The organism is Chondromyces crocatus (assembly GCF_001189295.1).
In the GTDB taxonomy this organism is placed as follows: Bacteria; Myxococcota_A; Polyangia; order Polyangiales; family Polyangiaceae; genus Chondromyces; species Chondromyces crocatus.
Genome location: NZ_CP012159.1, coordinates 1,288,098 through 1,303,596, shown reverse-complemented (window position 1 = coordinate 1,303,596; position 15,499 = coordinate 1,288,098). Strand labels below are relative to the sequence as shown.

The following is a 15,499-nucleotide window of genomic DNA, read 5'->3' as shown; positions in this document are numbered from 1 at the left end:
AGAAGAGCCCCGGAAAGGCAGGCGAGCATGAGGATTCACGTCCCCGATCTGTGCAGCGCGCAGCACAAGTCGAACCCCTACCCCGTCTACGCGCGGCTCCGCGCAGAGGCGCCCGTCATGCGCATCGTCTTCGGCGACAAGAAGCCGGCCTGGCTTCTGACCCGCTACGACGATGTGGCTGCGGCGCTCAAGGATCCGCGCCTCGCCAAGAACGCGTACCGCACCCTCACCCCGGAGGAGCAGGCGAAGGCCATGCCGTGGACCCCCGGATTCCTTCGCCCGCTGACGACGAGCATGCTCGACCAGGATCCTCCGGACCACACCCGGCTGCGGACGCTCGTGCACAAGGCGTTCACGCCGCGCGCGGTGGAGAGCCTGCGCGAGCGCATCGAGGTGCTCACCGCCGAACTCATCGCGCGGGCGCGCGCGCGGGGCAGCATCGACCTGCTCGAAGAGCTCGCGGTGCCGCTGCCCATCACGGTGATCTGCGAGATGCTCGGGGTCCCGGAGGCGGACCGCGCGCGGTTCCGCGCCATGAGCAACCGCCTGATCGGCATCGTCACGCCGACCGACATGCTCCTCGCCATGCCCTCCATGTGGATGCTGATGCGTTACCTGCGCGGGCTCGTGGAGAGCCGGAGGCGGAGCGGGGGGAACGACATGCTCGCCGCACTCATCGACGCCGAGGAGGCGGGTGACCGGCTGGGCGAGGAGGAGCTGCTCTCCATGGTGATGCTCCTCTTGCTCGCGGGCCACGAGACCACCGTGAACCTGATCGCCAGCGGAATGCTCTCGCTGTTCGACGACCACGAGGCGCTCGAGCGGCTCCGCAGCGAGCCTTCGCTGATCAAGCCGGCCGTCGAGGAACTCTTGCGGCACACGAGCCCGGTCGACCTCGCCACCGAGCGCTACACGACGGAGGAAGTGGCGTTCAGCGGGCACGTCATCCCGAAGGGACAGCGGGTGTTCGCGGTACTCGGCTCCGCGAACCACGACGAGCAGATGTTCGCGCAGCCCGAGCGCTTGCAGCTCGATCGCGACCCGAACCGGCACCTCGCGTTCGGCAGCGGCATCCACTATTGCGTCGGCGCTCCGCTCGCCAGGCTCGAGGCGCAGATCGCGTTCACGGCCATCCTGAAGGAGCTCCCCGGCCTGCGGCTCGCGGTGCCGCGCGCCTCGCTGCGGTGGAAGCCGGCCACGATCCTGCGCGGGCTCGATCAGCTCCCGGTGCACTGCACGCCGGCGCCGACCTGCTCCATCCCCAGGGCAAAGCCCACGGCAGCGGCGACCGCCCCCCTCGGGTGAAGCGAAGGGAGACACTTGGTTGGAGCGCCTGTCCAAGTCGCGTAGGCTCGCCCCGGCCCTTCTTCCTCTCTGTCTCTCTGGAGCGCTCTTCCCATGTTGGATCTGGCCGTCCTCTCCAAGACCGTCATCTCGACCCTGCTCTTCGTGCTCATCGGCATCGTGGTCTTCGCCGTGGCGTTCATGCTGATCGTGAAGGTCACCCCCTTCTCCATCCGCAAGGAGATCGAGGAGGACCAGAACACCGCGCTCGCCATCGTGATCGGCTCGGTGATCCTCGGCCTGGCCTGGATCATCTCCGCCGCCATCCACGGCTGAGCCCGGGAGCGGCCGGTGGCCTCGGCAGCGATCCCAGGCGGCAGCGAGCCGCAGCAGTCGCCCGAGCAAGGTGCTGTTCCGGCCTGGACCGCTGCACCCGGCGCCGGGGCCTCTGCCACAGCCATGTCCTCGCCACGCATGGCTGCGCCCTGGATCTGGGGACGCAACGTGGATCTCGCCGTGTTCGGAGGGTCGGCGGCGGCGGCGCTGCTCCTCGCCGCGCTGTCGCCGGCGCTCTCCGAGGAGGGGGCGCTGCCCATGTGGGGCTGGGTCGTGTTCGTGCTCGCGATCGACGTCGCCCACGTCCACACGACGCTGTTCCGCACCTACCTGGATCGCGACGAGCTGCGCCGCCGCAAGGTGCTCTACACGGCGGTGCCGCTTCTCTGCTGGGTCGCTGGCGTCGCGCTGCACCTCGCGTCGTCGCTCACGTTCTGGCGGGTGCTCGCCTACGTCGCCGTCTTCCACTTCGTCCGCCAGCAGGCGGGCTGGGTGGCAATCTACCGGGCGCGGGCCGGAGAGCGCGCGCGCCTGGACCGGGTCCTCGACGACGCCTTGATCTACGCGGCCACCGGGTTCCCCTTGCTCCACTGGCACGCGCACCTGCCCCGGAGCTTCCGCTGGTTCGTCGAGGGCGACTTCGTCACCGTGTCCTGGCTCCGCGCGCTTTTGCCGGTGGCCGGTGTGCTCTACGGAGGTCTCGCGCTGGCCTACGTCGTCCGTAACGTCTGGCGGATGCGCGCAGGCGCGCCGCTCAACGCAGGCAAGCACCTCGTCGTCGCCGCCACCGCGATCACCTGGTACGTGGGCATCGTCGCGCTCGACAGCGACTTCGCCTTCACCGTGACCAACGTGATCGCGCATGGCGTGCCTTACATGGCCCTGCTCTGGGGATACACGCGCGAGCGGGGGCGAGAGCGCCCAGGCTCGGTCGTCGCCCGCGTCGCCGCCGGTGGCTTCGCGGCGTTCCTCGCGACCGCGCTGGCGTTCGCCTTCTTCGAGGAGCTGCTGTGGGATCGGCTGGTGTGGCACGATCGCCCGTCCCTGTTCGGGGGCCCGGGCCGCGAAGCGCCATGGCTCGGCCCCCTTGCGCTGTCGTTGATCGTGCCCTTGCTCGCCGTCCCCCAGGCCACCCACTACGTGCTCGACGCCGTCCTCTGGCGCCGTCGTGATACCCGGAAGGCCCAGGCGCGGGCGCTCGGTTTCGGCGCCTCGTGAAGCGCACCTCGTGAAGCGATGAGGACCCCGATGCCGTCCCAAGGAGCCCGCCTTCGCCCCGTCACCTGCCGCGCGGCGCTCGCGGTCCTCGCGCTCGCCGCCGGGTGCTCGTACAGCAACGACATCACGCGCGCGCCGCCACCGAAGCCGCCCGTGCAGCGGAGCGAGGTGGCCGCGCCCGCCACGTACGCCTCGGGGCGCCTCCCCGGGACGGCACGCCCGCTGCACTACGCCCTCTCGCTCTCGATCGATCCCACGAAGGAGCGCTTCTACGGCGACGTGACCATCGACATCGAGGTGCCGGTGAAGACCGAGTCGCTCGTGCTGCACGGGCGCGAACTCACCATCGCGCGCTCCGAGGTGGTGCTCGACGGGGAACTCTTGCCGGCGCGGGTCGTCCCGCGGAAGGCGCCAGGCAACAAGGGGAGCCCCGAGGAGCTGGTCTTGAGCCTGTCCCGGCCGCTGCCACCAGGGCAGGCCCAGATCCGCATCGCCTACTCCGCACCGCTCGACAGCCAGCCGGCGGGTCTGTACCGGGTCGAGGAAGCGGGCGCGTCCTACGTGTTCACCCAGCTCCAGCCCACGGATGCGAGGCGGCTGTTTCCTTGCTTCGACGAGCCGTCGTTCAAGGTGCCGTTCGACGTGAAGGTCACCACGCCGAAGGGAAACCTGGTCGTCTCCAACACACCCGAGACCGATCACACCGAGCCCGAGGACGGGCGAGGCTCGACGTTCACCTTCGCCACCACGCCCCCGCTGCCGACGTACCTGCTCGCGCTCGGGGTGGGGCCGTTCGAGCTGCGCGAGGGGCCGCGGGGGGCGGTGCCCTTGCGGGTGATCACACCACGCGGGAAGGCAGACGCGGGGCAGATGGTGCTCGAGACCGCGGCCGCGCACCTGAAGGTCGTCGCCGCCACGCTCGACCAGCCCTTCCCCTTCCCCAAGCTCGATCTGCTCGCCGTGCCCGAACTCGGCTTCGGCGCCATGGAGAGCGCGGGCCTCGTCAGCTTCCGCGAGGATCTGGTGCTGCTCGACGCGACGACGGCGTCGACGTCGGCCCGGCGGGGCATGGAGGAGGCCGTGGCGCACGCGATGGCCCACCAGTGGTTCGGCAACCTGGTGACGGCGGCATGGTGGGACGATCTGTGGCTGCACGAGGGGTTCGCCGCGTGGATGAAGGCGGAGGTGCTCGACACGTGGCGCCCCGCGACGAATGCGCGCGCGGCGGCGCTGGAGGAGCGGAGCCGGGCGATGAACCTGGATCTGCTCGACGCGACCGCGCCGGCCCGACCCGCCGTGACGAGCACGAGCGAGGCGAAGGAGGCGCTCGCACCGTTCACCGGGGAGAAGGGCGGGGCCGTGCTCGCGATGCTGGAGTCCTGGGTCGGAGCGACGCCGTTCCGCGATGGCGTGCGGGCCTACATCAAGACGCACGCGCTCGGGAGCGCGACGACGGACGATCTGCTCACGTCGCTGTCCTCGGTCTCGGGGCAAGATGCGGCGGCGGTGGCGTCGCCCTTCCTCGATCGGGCGGGGGTACCACTCGTGCGCGCCGAACTCGCCTGCGAGGGCGGCAAGCCCCCCCGGGTGACGCTCTCCCAGATCCGGCTTCGCGCGACGCTGCCGACGAGCCGGGAGCCGGTGAAGGAGGGCCCCTTCAGGATCCCGGTGTGCATCGGGTACGACGGCGAGGGCAAGATGGGGCCGGCCTGTCAGCTCCTGGACAAGGCGACGGGGGAGGTCGCGTTGCCCGAAGGGCGCTGCCCGCGCTGGATCCACCCGAACCCGGTCGGTGCTGGGTATTACCGGTTCGCACTGCCCACCGCGCAGCTCGCGGCGCTCTCGGCAAACACGCAGGCGCTCGACGTGCGCGGCCGCATCGGGCTCATCGAGAACACCTGGGCGCTCGTGCAGAGCGGGGAGCTCGGCGCGGAGGTGCTGCTCGAGCTGCTGTCGGGGCTGAAGCGGGAGCGGCACCGGCTGGTGGTCGAGGCGATGATCCGCGCGCTCCGGGGCCTGAGCGACACGGTGGTGGAGGAGGGGTTCAGGCCTGGCTTCCAGGGGTTCGCGTCGTCGCTCTTGTTGCCCATCGCGCGGGAGCTGGGCTGGGAGACGCGCAAGACCGACACCGATGACCAGCGGCTCTTGCGGCGGGACACGCTGGAGGCGCTGCTCGTGTTGACGGAGGATCCCTGGCTGTTCACCGATGCCGAGCGCAAGGCGGCGGCATTCCTCAAGGATCCGCGCGCGGCGGGGGGCAGCGCCGCGGCCATCGCGCTCCGTGCGTCGACGCGGCGCGCGGGCGAGGCACGCTTCAGGCAGCTCACCACGGCACTGAAGAGCGCCTCCACGCTGGAGAACCGGCAGACGATCCTGGAAGCGATGGGGAGCTTCGCCGATCCGGCCCTGCTGCGCCGCGCCCTGGACTGGACGCTGAGCGGCGGGGTGACGACCCAGGACGGCGCTGTGGTGTTCAGGGCCGCGACGGTGTGGCCCGCCGCCCGGCCCCACGTGGTCGCATGGTTGAAGGAGCACCTCGCCGATCTGAAAGGGAAGCTCGCCGACACCGAGCTGGTCCGCACCACGGAGGTCCTGGGGACGCTCTGCGAGGAGGAGCCACGGGAGGAGGCGGCGCGTTTTTTCAAGGAGGCGCTCCTGGATGTGGAGGGCGCGGACCGTCCGCTCCAGCAGACGCTTTCGGCGGCGGCCGCCTGCGTGGCGATGCGCCAGCGCGAGGCGCCGCTGCTGACGAAGCGGCTCTCGAACTGGCCCCGCAGCGCGCGGCCTTGAGGCCGCGGCGGTTCGGCGCCTGGGCGGGCGTATCCGTCATTTTCGCGGTCCCCCTCTTGACGGAGGTTGTCCCGAGCACGAGGCTCGCGTGCGGTGCCAGATCTCCACACGTTACCCGCGTGACCTGTCGCGCTCGGCGTCCGACGAACTCGCGCGCAGCGGTGATGCGAGCAGGAACCGACCCTGCTATTCATGCATCGCAGCTCGCAGCGCCGGCGGCGCGACCCCGGCGATCCTGGCTTTCGATGCTTGTCGCGTTCTGAGGTAGATGATGGCTGACTCGCGGTCCTCGGGGGGACTTGCCGGAAAGTTGACGCCCAGTTCCTCCAACTCACGCGCTCCGGTGCTGGTGGTCGACGACGACGCCGAGCTCCGCGACGCGCTGCGGGAGCTCTTGGAGGAGAACGGCTACGATGTGTACTGCGCCGAGAACGGCCGTGAGGCGCTGGAGCTGTTGAAGCGCGTGGACCCTCCGCCGGGCCTGATCCTCCTGGACCTGGTGATGCCCGTGATGAGCGGGCAAGAGATGCTGGTGGCGCTGAAGCAGGTGCACGCGCTGGCCGCCATCCCGGTGACGATCGTGTCGGCGTCGGAGGACCCTCCGCCAGGAGAGGACTTCCTGCACAAGCCGCTCGACGTCGACGCGCTGCTCGGGATCGTGGAGAAGGCCTGCGGGAGCTGAGCCCGGCGCGGTGCTGGCCGGGAAGTTGGCGGCGGAGGTCTGGCGCAGGCAAGACTGAGGGGGTGAAGCTCGCGAGGAGTGCGCTCGTCCTGACGGCGGTGGTGGTGTGCGCGGCGTGTACCGAGGCGCAGGGCACGGGAGCCGAGGCGCAGGGCGCAGGCGAGGAGCGCCCTGGGGCTGCCGAGAAGCGCATCGAGGAGAGGGGGCCCGCGGCGCCTTCCATGGATCTCACGGAAGCGTCGAGGTCCAAAAAGGAGCGTGCCGACGAGACAGGGCTCGACGAGGAGCCGTCGCTCCGGATCAGCGCGGTAGGCGACTGCACGATCGGCACGGACCTCAAGTCGCGCTGGGGGGTGGGCTCATTTCATGTGGAAATGCAGGAGCGAGGGGGAGATCTCGCCTATCCGTTCTCCGGCGTCGTGGGGTTGCTGTCGCAGGACGACCTGACGATCGCGAACCTGGAGACGACACTCACCACCCATGAGCCGCGCGAGCCCTCGGCAGGGCTGCAATTCCGCGGTGATCCGGCGTGGGCCCGCATGCTGGTGCTCGGCAGCGTGGAGGCTGTGAGCGTGGCGAACAACCACGCGTACGACCTCGGGCGGGTCGGCTTCGAGGACACGGTGCGGGCGGTGCAAGCGCAAGGGGTCGGGGTCTTCGGGTTCGGCCTCGTGGATCGGCGGACGATCAAAGGGATCGAGGTGGTGAACCTGGGGTACACGGGCGGAGAGCCGAGCTCGATCATGAAGGACATGGTGCGGTCCGTGAGCCGCGAAAAGCGGCCCGACAACCTGGTGATCGTGTCCTTCCACTGGGGCGGCGAGGGGGTGTACCAGCCCAATGGAGATCAGATTCGCCTGGGGCGCGGTGCCATCGACGCAGGGGCCGATCTGGTGCTGGGCCATCACCCCCACGTGATTCAGGGGATCGAGACGTACCGAGGCAGAGAGATCGTGTATTCGCTTGGAAACTTCGTCTTCGGGGGTCACTCGAATCCCGAGGACAAGGACACGATCATCTATCAGGCGACCTTCCAGCGGAAGGAGGGGCGCGTGGTCCCGAAAGAAAGCCAGGCGATTCCGGCGCGGGTGTCGTCGGTCCCGGAGCGGAACGATTACCGCCCGGTGCTGCTCGATGGGGCCGAAAAGGCGCGGGTGCTGGAAAAACTGCGGGGATACAGCGCAGCGCTCGCGATGCATTGAAGGTCGAGGAACGTCGAGGAACGTCGAGGCGGCGTGCAAGGCCGGGGCGGCCTCGCACGGCGGGCGTCACGCGCACGGCGGGCGTCACCAGGGCCGCCGCACGAATTTTCCCAATGGCCCGAGAGCGCGTCACTCTAACCTCCCGAGCCCCTCCCATGACCCCCGCCGAGCAGCCCCTCGCGCGCTGGAGCCTTGCGAAGCGCATCGGCTTCAGGTTCGCGTTCGTCTACCTGGTCCTCTACTTCTTTCCATTCCCGGCTGGATACCTCCCCGGCACGGACTGGATCCGGGACCTGGTTGAGGCGCCCTGGAACGCGCTGGTCCCCTGGGTAGGGGAGCACGTGCTCGGGGTCGGGTCCGAGATCCCGAACCAGCGCACGGGGAGCGGCGACCGGCTCTGGGACTACGTACAGACCTTCTGCCTCTTGGCGCTGGCCATCGTCGGCGCCAGCGTCTGGTCGGTGCTCGACGCGCGACGGACGCATTACACGCGGCTCGCCGCGTGGCTGCGGCTCACCCTGCGCTACGCCCTCGGCGTGGTGATGATCGACTACGGGCTGGCGAAGATCATCCCGACCCAGTTCGTCGAGCCCGGCCTCATCGCACTGCTGACGCCCCTCGGGGAACTCTCACCGATGGGGCTCCTCTGGAACTTCATGGGGCACTCGACGCCATACGCGACGTTCGGAGGCGTGGCGGAGGTGGTGGGCGGGCTGCTGCTCTTCTTCCGGCGGACGACGACGCTGGGGGCCCTCGTGGTGATCGGGGTGATGAGCAACGTGGTCATGATGAACCTGAGCTACGACGTTCCGGTCAAGCTCTACTCGTCGCACCTGCTGCTCGTGGCCGTCGCGCTGACGCTCCCCGACGCGCGGCGGCTTTCGAAGGTCCTGGTCCTGAACCAGCCGACGCAGGCGGTGATCGACGAGGTGCCGTGGCGGGCACCGTGGATGGACCGGGTGGCGGGAGTGACCAAGGTGCTGTTCCTCGGGACGATGCTGTCCACGCAGGTGACGGGCCAGATCGAGGCGAGCGCGCGGCAGATGGCGATGGTCCGAGGGGGAGAGCCGCCGCTCGGAGATTACCTGGTCGAATCCTTCGTCCGGGAGGGCCAGGACGTGCCGCCGCTGGTGACGGACGAGAGCCGCTGGCAGGCCGCCGTGCTGCGAGGCGGCTACCTCTCGGCGATGATGACCAGCGGGAAGCCGACGCATTTCCAGGTGGAGCAGGACGCCGAGAAGAAGACCTTCGTGCTCACCCATTACCTGAAGAAGGAGCCTCCGCGGACAGTGTCCTATTCGATGCCTGGTCCGGACCAGCTCGTGCTCGAGGACGTCACGGATGCGGCGCGGTTCACGGTGCGGCTGCGTCGGACGGAGCTGTCGCGCTTCCCGCTCGTGAGCCGTGGGTTCCACTGGGTGAACGAGGTGCCCGGGGGGCAGTGAAACCCGAGCGCGCCGAGGTCACTCTTCGCCATCGTCCCAGCGGGGCTCGGTGGCGGGTGGCTCGCGGTAGACGACGCCGCTTCCCTCTTCCAGGCGGTCGCGGAAGGGGAGGTCGCGCGGAGGGAGGTCGCGGAGGCCGCGGCTGCCGGTCCAGTCGTAGCGCAGGAGCAGCGCGAGGCCGAAGCGGGGGGACTCGATGACGGAGGCGGGGGTGTCCACGAGCAAGGCCGTCTCGCCGCCGAGCGTGACGCGGTGGCCTCGGGCGAACCAGCTCCAGAACTGGAGGGCGAGGGAGAAGGTGTTGCGGAGGAAGGCCTCTTCGCGCACCGCATTGCTGGGGCGGTAGCTCCCGACCCAGCCGAGCTGGACCCAGGGCCAGAGGTCGCGGCCGTGGAGGACATCCAGGTCGGCGCGGAGGTCGATGCGGTCGACGGCGGTGAAGAGGGGGCTCACGCGCACGGCGGGACCGATGGAGGCGATGGCGTCGACGGTGGGGCGAAAGCGGAAGCGCGCGCCGAGGCTCGCGAGGGTGCGGCGCTCGGCGGTGTAGATGGTGTAGATGTCGCGGTCGGCGTCCGGGCGGCCGGCGAGGGTGTCGTCGACGGCGAGGAGGGCGGCGTTGGCCCAGGGGATGAGGGTGACCTCGCCGATGGGGATGGCCCAGGCGGCGGAGATGCCGAGGCGGCCGCCGAGGGCTGGCGGCTGGGCAACGAGGCGGGCGCGGGCGCTCAGGGCCGGGATGAAGCCGCGGCCGGCGGTGTCGAGGCGCAGCTCGGCGCCGAGGCTGGACGTGCCCGTGCGCAGGCGGGTGAAGGCCGAGGCGCCCGCCCAGAAGGTGCCCGGGAGGATCTCGCGGTTGGCGTCGACGCCGAGCTCGTAGAAGCGGATGCCGGCGCGGAGGTCCTCGTCCGACATGTTGCCGTCGGTGGTGCGGATGTAGCCGCCGAGGAAGAGAGCGCCTTCGTCCGGGTCCTCGCCGACGGGGGGCGCCCAGCGGAGGCGGCGGCCATCGGTGGGTTCGAGGGGCTGTGGCGGCAGCGGCGGGGGCTGCTCGCGGGGACGCGGGGGCTTGTGGGCGACGGCGATCTCGACGCGGACGAGGGCGCGGCCGGCCGGCGAGGCGACGCGGAGGATGTGGGGGCCGTCGCCGAGGATGGCGATGCGGCGCTCGGTCTCCTGGCCGAGCCAGAAGAAGGGCGCGCGCGTGACACCGGCACGGCGGGCCCAGGGGTCTTCGGTGGGGTCGAGGGAGATCTCTCCTTGCTCGACGAGGGTGTCGTCGGCAGAGGCTGAAGCAGCCTCTTTCGAGCTGGACGCGGGGCTGCCCGACGCGCCTTGCGCGGGAGGCTCACCCGCCCCCCCCAGGGTGCTGACGGAGAAGCGGAGCGCGCCACCTGGGGCGGTGGTGGCGACGTCGGGGCGGCAGGTGGGATCGTCGCCGCGGGCGGTGGTGCTCGCGCGGGTGCATTCGTAAGCCGGGCGGGCGCGGAGGCGGACCACGGTGGGGCCGGCGAAGGCGAGCTCGAGGGGGCGGGTCGGGTCGATGTCGCTCCAGGTGGACATGACGCGGCCGGGATAGGGCTGCGATGCGGCGACGCCGCGGACCCAGGCGAGGATGGAGCTGTCCGCAGGGGGACGGATCTCGACGCGGTGACGGCCACTGGGCACGGGGATCACGCAGCGGAGCATGCCCGGGGGCTGGTCGGGGCTCATGGGGGCGCACGCCTGGGGCTCGCCGTCGACGCGGACGTCGAGCTGGCAGGGGGTCTCCTGGGGGTCGAGGAGGCGGCAGGCGCCGTCGAGCGTGAGGGAGAGCGGGGTGGGGCGGTCGAAGCGGAGCTGCGCATAAGCGCCCTCGGTGATGAGCAAAGCGCGGTCGGGGGCGTCGAGGAGCGCGCGGCGGACGCGGGCCGGCAAGGGCTGGTCGGGCTCGGGGCCGACGCGGACGTCGAGGCTGGCGGTGCCGGCGGTGAGGTCGACGCGCGGGGGCGCGCGCCAGGAGACGACGGGGGCGAGGCGGGCGAAGGCCGCGGGGGAAGGGTCGGGCCAGGGGTCGCCGGCCTCGGCGCGGGCGGTGGAGGCCTGGGAGGCCAGCTCCGCGAGGGCGAAGGCGCGGAGGGTGAGGAGGCGGTCGCCTTCTTCGGCGGCGACGTCGGTGGCGAGGGTGGCGGCACGGGAAAGGACGCGGCCGTCGCGCTGCGCCAGGCCGACGCGGAGATAGGCTTCGCTGCCGAGGCGGGCGCTCCCCGCACGCTCGGCGAGGAGGGCGAGCAGGAGGGCGTCGGCGTCGGAGGAGCGTGCCGCGGTGGGGGTGAGGGCGTCGATGCCGCGGCGCAGCTCGCCTTCGAGGCGCGCGCCCCGTGCGGTGCGGAGGGGGCCGAGATCGGGAGGCAAGGCCAGGGGGGCGAGGCGCGCGAGCAGGCCGAGGGGGACGACGGGAGGGGTGCCCGGGGGCAAGGTGAAGGCGAGGGTGGGCGCGGCTTCGAGTTCGAGGTCGCCGGGTTCGAGGGGCGGGGCACGGTCGAGGGCGGCGAAGGCGGGGAAGCCGAGGAGGTCGAGGGCGGTGGCGCGGCGCTCTTTGACGGCAAGGCGCTCGCTGTCGGGGGCGGTGCGAAGGGCGCGGGTCTCGGCGCGGACGCGCTCGAGGAGGGCTGTGGCGTCGGGGTTCTCGGCGCCACTGCGGGGGGCGGTGCTTCGATCGGGGGGCGGGAGAGCCGGGTGGAACCGGGCGGAGGCGCGGAGGAGGACGCCCTTCTCGGAGGCGATGCGCAGCTCGCTCGCGCCGACGGGGACCGGGACCTCGATGGCGCCGGTCGCGCCCGGATGCACCCAGGCCTCGTAGGTGGCGTCGCCCGAGGTGACGCGAAGGCGGTGCGAGGCGGAGGCGTTCGAGGGGGCGCGCTGGGCGGCGGCGAGGACGGGGGTGGGGGCGATGAGGAGGCGGGCGACGGTGGCGCGATCGCGGTCGGGGACGAGGAAGGCGGCTTCGCCCTGGACCCAGGCCCAGCGGGTGATGTCGCGGAGGGAGGCACAGGGAGCCTGGCCGGTGCGGGGGATGCGCGCGAGCAGGACAGGGGCCCCCTGGGGGCGCTCGAAGGTGCGCTCGCCGGGCGCAACGGCGACCACGGAGGCGACGCCCGCGGCGGCGTGGACCGAGAGGGGGATGCCGTCGATGCGGGCCTGGAGGTCGGGCTCGGGCTCGTGACCGGCGCCGCGGAGGAGCACGCGGGCGTGGGTGCCCGACGGGGCGTCCACGGCGATGCGCGTACGCGGGGTGTCCAGCAGGGTCCAGCGCATGCCGCTCGGCCCGGCGACGTCGCAGAGGGGAGGCGCGGGCGCGGTCGACCCTGGCGGTACGGGGGCGGGCTCGGGGAGCTCGTCGGTCGGCTCTTCGAGCGAGCTCCAGACGGTCACCCCGGCGGCGATGTCGAGCGCGCTCCAGCGCCCCTCGCGGGCCCAGGCGTCACGTGCACGTGTGGCCGCGCCCGGGATGTCGCCGTGCGCGGCTGCGAAGCGGTCGGCGTCGCCCGGGGCGCGCGGCCTCCGTCCGTCGGCAGGCGCGGAGAGGGCTTCGCCGAGGGTGGTGATCGCGGCGGCGTCGTCCGGTTCGACGCCTTGCCGGAGGGCGAGGGTGGACCCCCAGCCCGTCCACGGTAGCGAGGCGGCGGCGACGCCTGGCTCGGTGGTGGGCGCGATGGGGTCGGCATGCGCGGCGGCGAGACGCTCCAGGGTGGCGCGAAGGAGGGGCGCGGCGATGGCCTCGGGGATGCGCTGGGCGGCCACGAAAGCAGCGCTGGCGCGCTCGCGGGCCTCGGCAGGGGTCGTCGCCCAGCGGGTGGCTTCGCCGAGGACGAGGACGCGCGTGGAGGCCAGTGTCTTCGAGGGCGCGGCGAGCGCGAGGGCGGCGAGCGCGGAGGCGCGCGAGGGCGCCCCGTCCACCCTGGCGAGCGCCGCGGGAAGCTCCTTCCCCTGCGCGGCACGCTCGAGGATCTCGGCGCGATCCCGGCGGGCTTCGAAGAAGTCGGCGACACCGACACGCTGCCGGTGACCGATGGCCGCGACGGCGACCTCGCCCTGGACGACCTCCACGGTGACCTCGCGCGCCCCGGTGGGGAGGACGGCGCGGAGCCAGCGGGGCTCGGTCCAGCGCTCCCGGTCCATCATCCGAGGCGAGGTGCGCCAGGCGATCTCTCGGACGACGGCCCCCCCGGCGCGGACGATCACCCGCGCTGGCCCCGAGGCGCGCGCGCGCAGGCCGAGGCGCAGGACGTCGGCCGCAGAGGTGAGTCGGATCCGCGCCCCTTCGCCGTCGGCCCCCGGCGCCCGTGCAGCGGGCTTCACGGCCGCGGCTCCGAGCCGCCAGGGAGTGGCGTGCTCCGCCGCATCGAGCGGCGCCTCCCCCACGCCACCCGAGACCTCGACGCTCCGGCGGAGGAAGTAGGGTTCGACGAGCGGTCGCACGCGCAGCGAGCCTTCGAGGTAGCGGCCGAGGAGCCAGGTGGCCGCGGTGGTCGTCACCGCGCCCCCGGGGACGGGGGCGAGCGCGTCGCGGGCCGCCTCGACCCAGCGCAGCAGGGGCCGCGCCTCCGCGAGCGCCGTGCCGGTCTCGTCGAGCGGCAGGACGAGCGCCGAGGGGGCCGCTCCGCCACGGAGAAGCCAGTCGGCCACGTCCTCGTCGAGGCGATACCAGGCGAGCGGCGCGCTCTCTCGAGCAGCGACGCGCACGGAGAACACGGGCGAGGGCGAGGACGAAGACGAGGGGGTCACCGCCGGACGGACCACCAGGAACCTGGCGGAGGACCAGGGCTGGACTCCCAGCTCACGACGGCCGGCGGCGAGCCGCGGCAGGGGCAGCCAGGTGATGGCGTCGGGCGCGTCCCCGAGCCCCGCGCCGACGCCGACAGCGGCGATGTCACCCCGGATCTCGAAGCGGTCACCCGGGTCGGCGGGCAGGACGAGGAGCTCCTCGGCCGCGAGGGTGACCGGCTTGCTCGGGTCGAGCTCCCGCGCTCCAGGGGCCGCAGCGCCGCTCCAGGTCACCGCACGGGCGCGGCCTGGGCTGATCCACGCGAGCCGCTCGTTCGCCTGCGCCGGCACGGCGACGGAGGCCGCGACGGCGGCGGAGAGCACCGCTCCGAGCCCGGCACGGCGAAGCCGACGCCAGGCAGCGCGCGCGGAGAGCTGTTCGGGAGAGGTCACGGCAGGCGCGACGATGCCGCGAGCGTTCAGGATCTGCAACGAGTCTCCGGGATTCCGGAGGCTGGATCACCGTTGCAGCCCCGCTCGGAGCGGTTCTGCCATGCATGATCCAGGCGACCGCTACCGAAACAGGTGATTCACCAGTCGACGGTCATGACGCCACAGGGGAGCCTTCGCAGGTCCAGCCAATGTGGCAATCGCCACGATTCAGTTACATGCCTCCTGCGTACACATCATTCCCTTGGGCACGCAGCGGCTACAGCTGGCATTGCAGCACGAGAGGCCTTTGCCGCAGATGACGCTGCCGCAGACCTCGCCCACGGTGAGATCCTCGCCTACCTTCGCGACAGGATCACACACCTGCTGCGTACACGCGCCTCCCTTGGGCGCACAGACGCCACAGCTCGCATTGCAGCAGAACGTGCCCGGGCCACACTCGTTGTTGCCGCACTTCTGCCTGCCGATCAGGTTGTCATCATCCCCTTCGAGCGCAGCAGAATCGTTATCGGTCGATTCGGACGAGATGGGATCGTTCTCGTCTCCCTGCTCGTCGGCGACGCCACACGCCGTCACCGAAAACGACACCATCAGCGCAATCGCGCTCAGAGCCATGATCTTGCGTCCGTTCACAGGTCACCTCGTTTTGGATGTCAGCCGAAAAACGCGCGCGAATCGCGCATTTCCTCCTGGCTGGAGCGCGGACGAAGCTAGCACGATTCACGCACCCTACGAGTCCGAATTCACCTGACAATGCCGACGTCCAGAGGTGTGACATGCGCGATGAAGCGCTCACGACCTCGCGGCGCGATTCTGGGAGAGCCATTGCTCCCACGCCGCGAAATCACCACCGAGACGGCGCGCGAGGTCGTCGCGTGCGTCGTCCGGCAATCGAACGAAGGTGCCGCTCGCTTCGGCGAGCAGCTCGCCGTCGTCGGCGGTGATCAGGTGACCGCGCATCTCCATCAAGCGGCGCGCGTCCCGGGTCATCTCACCGACGGCGCGCAGCTTCCGGCCGAGTGGCGCAGGCTTGTGGTAGCGCAGCTCGAGGCGTGCCGTCTGCACCCAGCGGTCATGCAAGAACGCCACGCGACCGATGGTCTCGTCGAGCACCGCCGAGATGATCCCGCCATGAAGCACGCCCGGCCAGCCCTGGTGGTGCTCGGCAGGGGTCAGCTCCGTCCAGACGAACTGCCCGTCATCGAAGAAGTCGACGTGGAGGCCGTGCGGGTTCTCCTTGCCACATACGAAGCAGAGCGCAGAGCCGGGCTGACGTCGTCCGCGGTCGAGGGCGGGCCGAGGGAGGGGCGAGGACTTCACCATATGCGTGGCGTTATCGCACGAAC

10 protein-coding genes are annotated in these 15,499 nt (G+C 71.5%); 7 read left to right on the top strand and 3 right to left on the bottom strand.

Features of this window, described 5'->3' with window-relative positions; genetic code table 11:
* Window positions 1-27: 27 nt before the first annotated feature.
* From CMC5_RS04915 to CMC5_RS04885, 7 genes are all read left to right on the top strand, one after another.
* Entirely contained in the window at window positions 28-1,305 is a 1,278-nt protein-coding gene (locus CMC5_RS04915) for a cytochrome P450 family protein (protein WP_050429331.1), read from the top strand.
* Between the two features lie 93 nt (window positions 1,306-1,398).
* Complete coding sequence (locus CMC5_RS04910; protein ID WP_050429330.1) at window positions 1,399-1,620, top strand: DUF350 domain-containing protein; 222 nt, start codon at window positions 1,399-1,401, stop codon at window positions 1,618-1,620.
* A gap of 138 nt (window positions 1,621-1,758) precedes the next feature.
* Window positions 1,759-2,838 (top strand): hypothetical protein, encoded by a 1,080-nt coding sequence (locus tag CMC5_RS04905; RefSeq protein ID WP_156338214.1) that lies wholly within the window; start codon window positions 1,759-1,761, stop codon window positions 2,836-2,838.
* Between the two features lie 30 nt (window positions 2,839-2,868).
* The gene (locus tag CMC5_RS04900) at window positions 2,869-5,628 is read left to right on the top strand and encodes a M1 family metallopeptidase (protein WP_050429328.1); all 2,760 of its coding nucleotides are present in this window, start codon (window positions 2,869-2,871) and stop codon (window positions 5,626-5,628) included.
* A gap of 310 nt (window positions 5,629-5,938) precedes the next feature.
* Window positions 5,939-6,310, top strand: a complete 372-nt coding sequence (locus CMC5_RS04895) for a response regulator (RefSeq protein WP_245678298.1) — start codon at window positions 5,939-5,941, stop codon at window positions 6,308-6,310.
* Between the two features lie 62 nt (window positions 6,311-6,372).
* Window positions 6,373-7,512, top strand: a complete 1,140-nt coding sequence (locus CMC5_RS04890) for a CapA family protein (protein WP_050429327.1) — start codon at window positions 6,373-6,375, stop codon at window positions 7,510-7,512.
* 155 nt (window positions 7,513-7,667) lie between these two features.
* A complete protein-coding gene (locus CMC5_RS04885; protein WP_050429326.1) occupies window positions 7,668-8,957 on the top strand; it encodes a DoxX family protein in 1,290 nt (429 codons plus the stop codon).
* A gap of 18 nt (window positions 8,958-8,975) precedes the next feature.
* Here CMC5_RS04885 and CMC5_RS04880 read toward each other — a convergent pair whose 3' ends face one another.
* The 3 genes from CMC5_RS04880 to CMC5_RS04870 all read right to left on the bottom strand — a co-directional run bounded on the left by CMC5_RS04880 (window position 8,976) and on the right by CMC5_RS04870 (window position 15,476).
* On the bottom strand, window positions 8,976-14,195 hold the full coding sequence (locus CMC5_RS04880) for a hypothetical protein (RefSeq protein ID WP_050429325.1): 5,220 nt from the start codon (window positions 14,193-14,195) through the stop codon (window positions 8,976-8,978).
* Between the two features lie 168 nt (window positions 14,196-14,363).
* Complete coding sequence (locus CMC5_RS04875; RefSeq protein ID WP_156338212.1) at window positions 14,364-14,768, bottom strand: hypothetical protein; 405 nt, start codon at window positions 14,766-14,768, stop codon at window positions 14,364-14,366.
* Window positions 14,769-14,945: 177 nt separating this feature from the next.
* A complete protein-coding gene (locus tag CMC5_RS04870; RefSeq protein ID WP_050429323.1) occupies window positions 14,946-15,476 on the bottom strand; it encodes a PaaI family thioesterase in 531 nt (176 codons plus the stop codon).
* Between the last annotated feature and the right edge of the window lie 23 nt (window positions 15,477-15,499).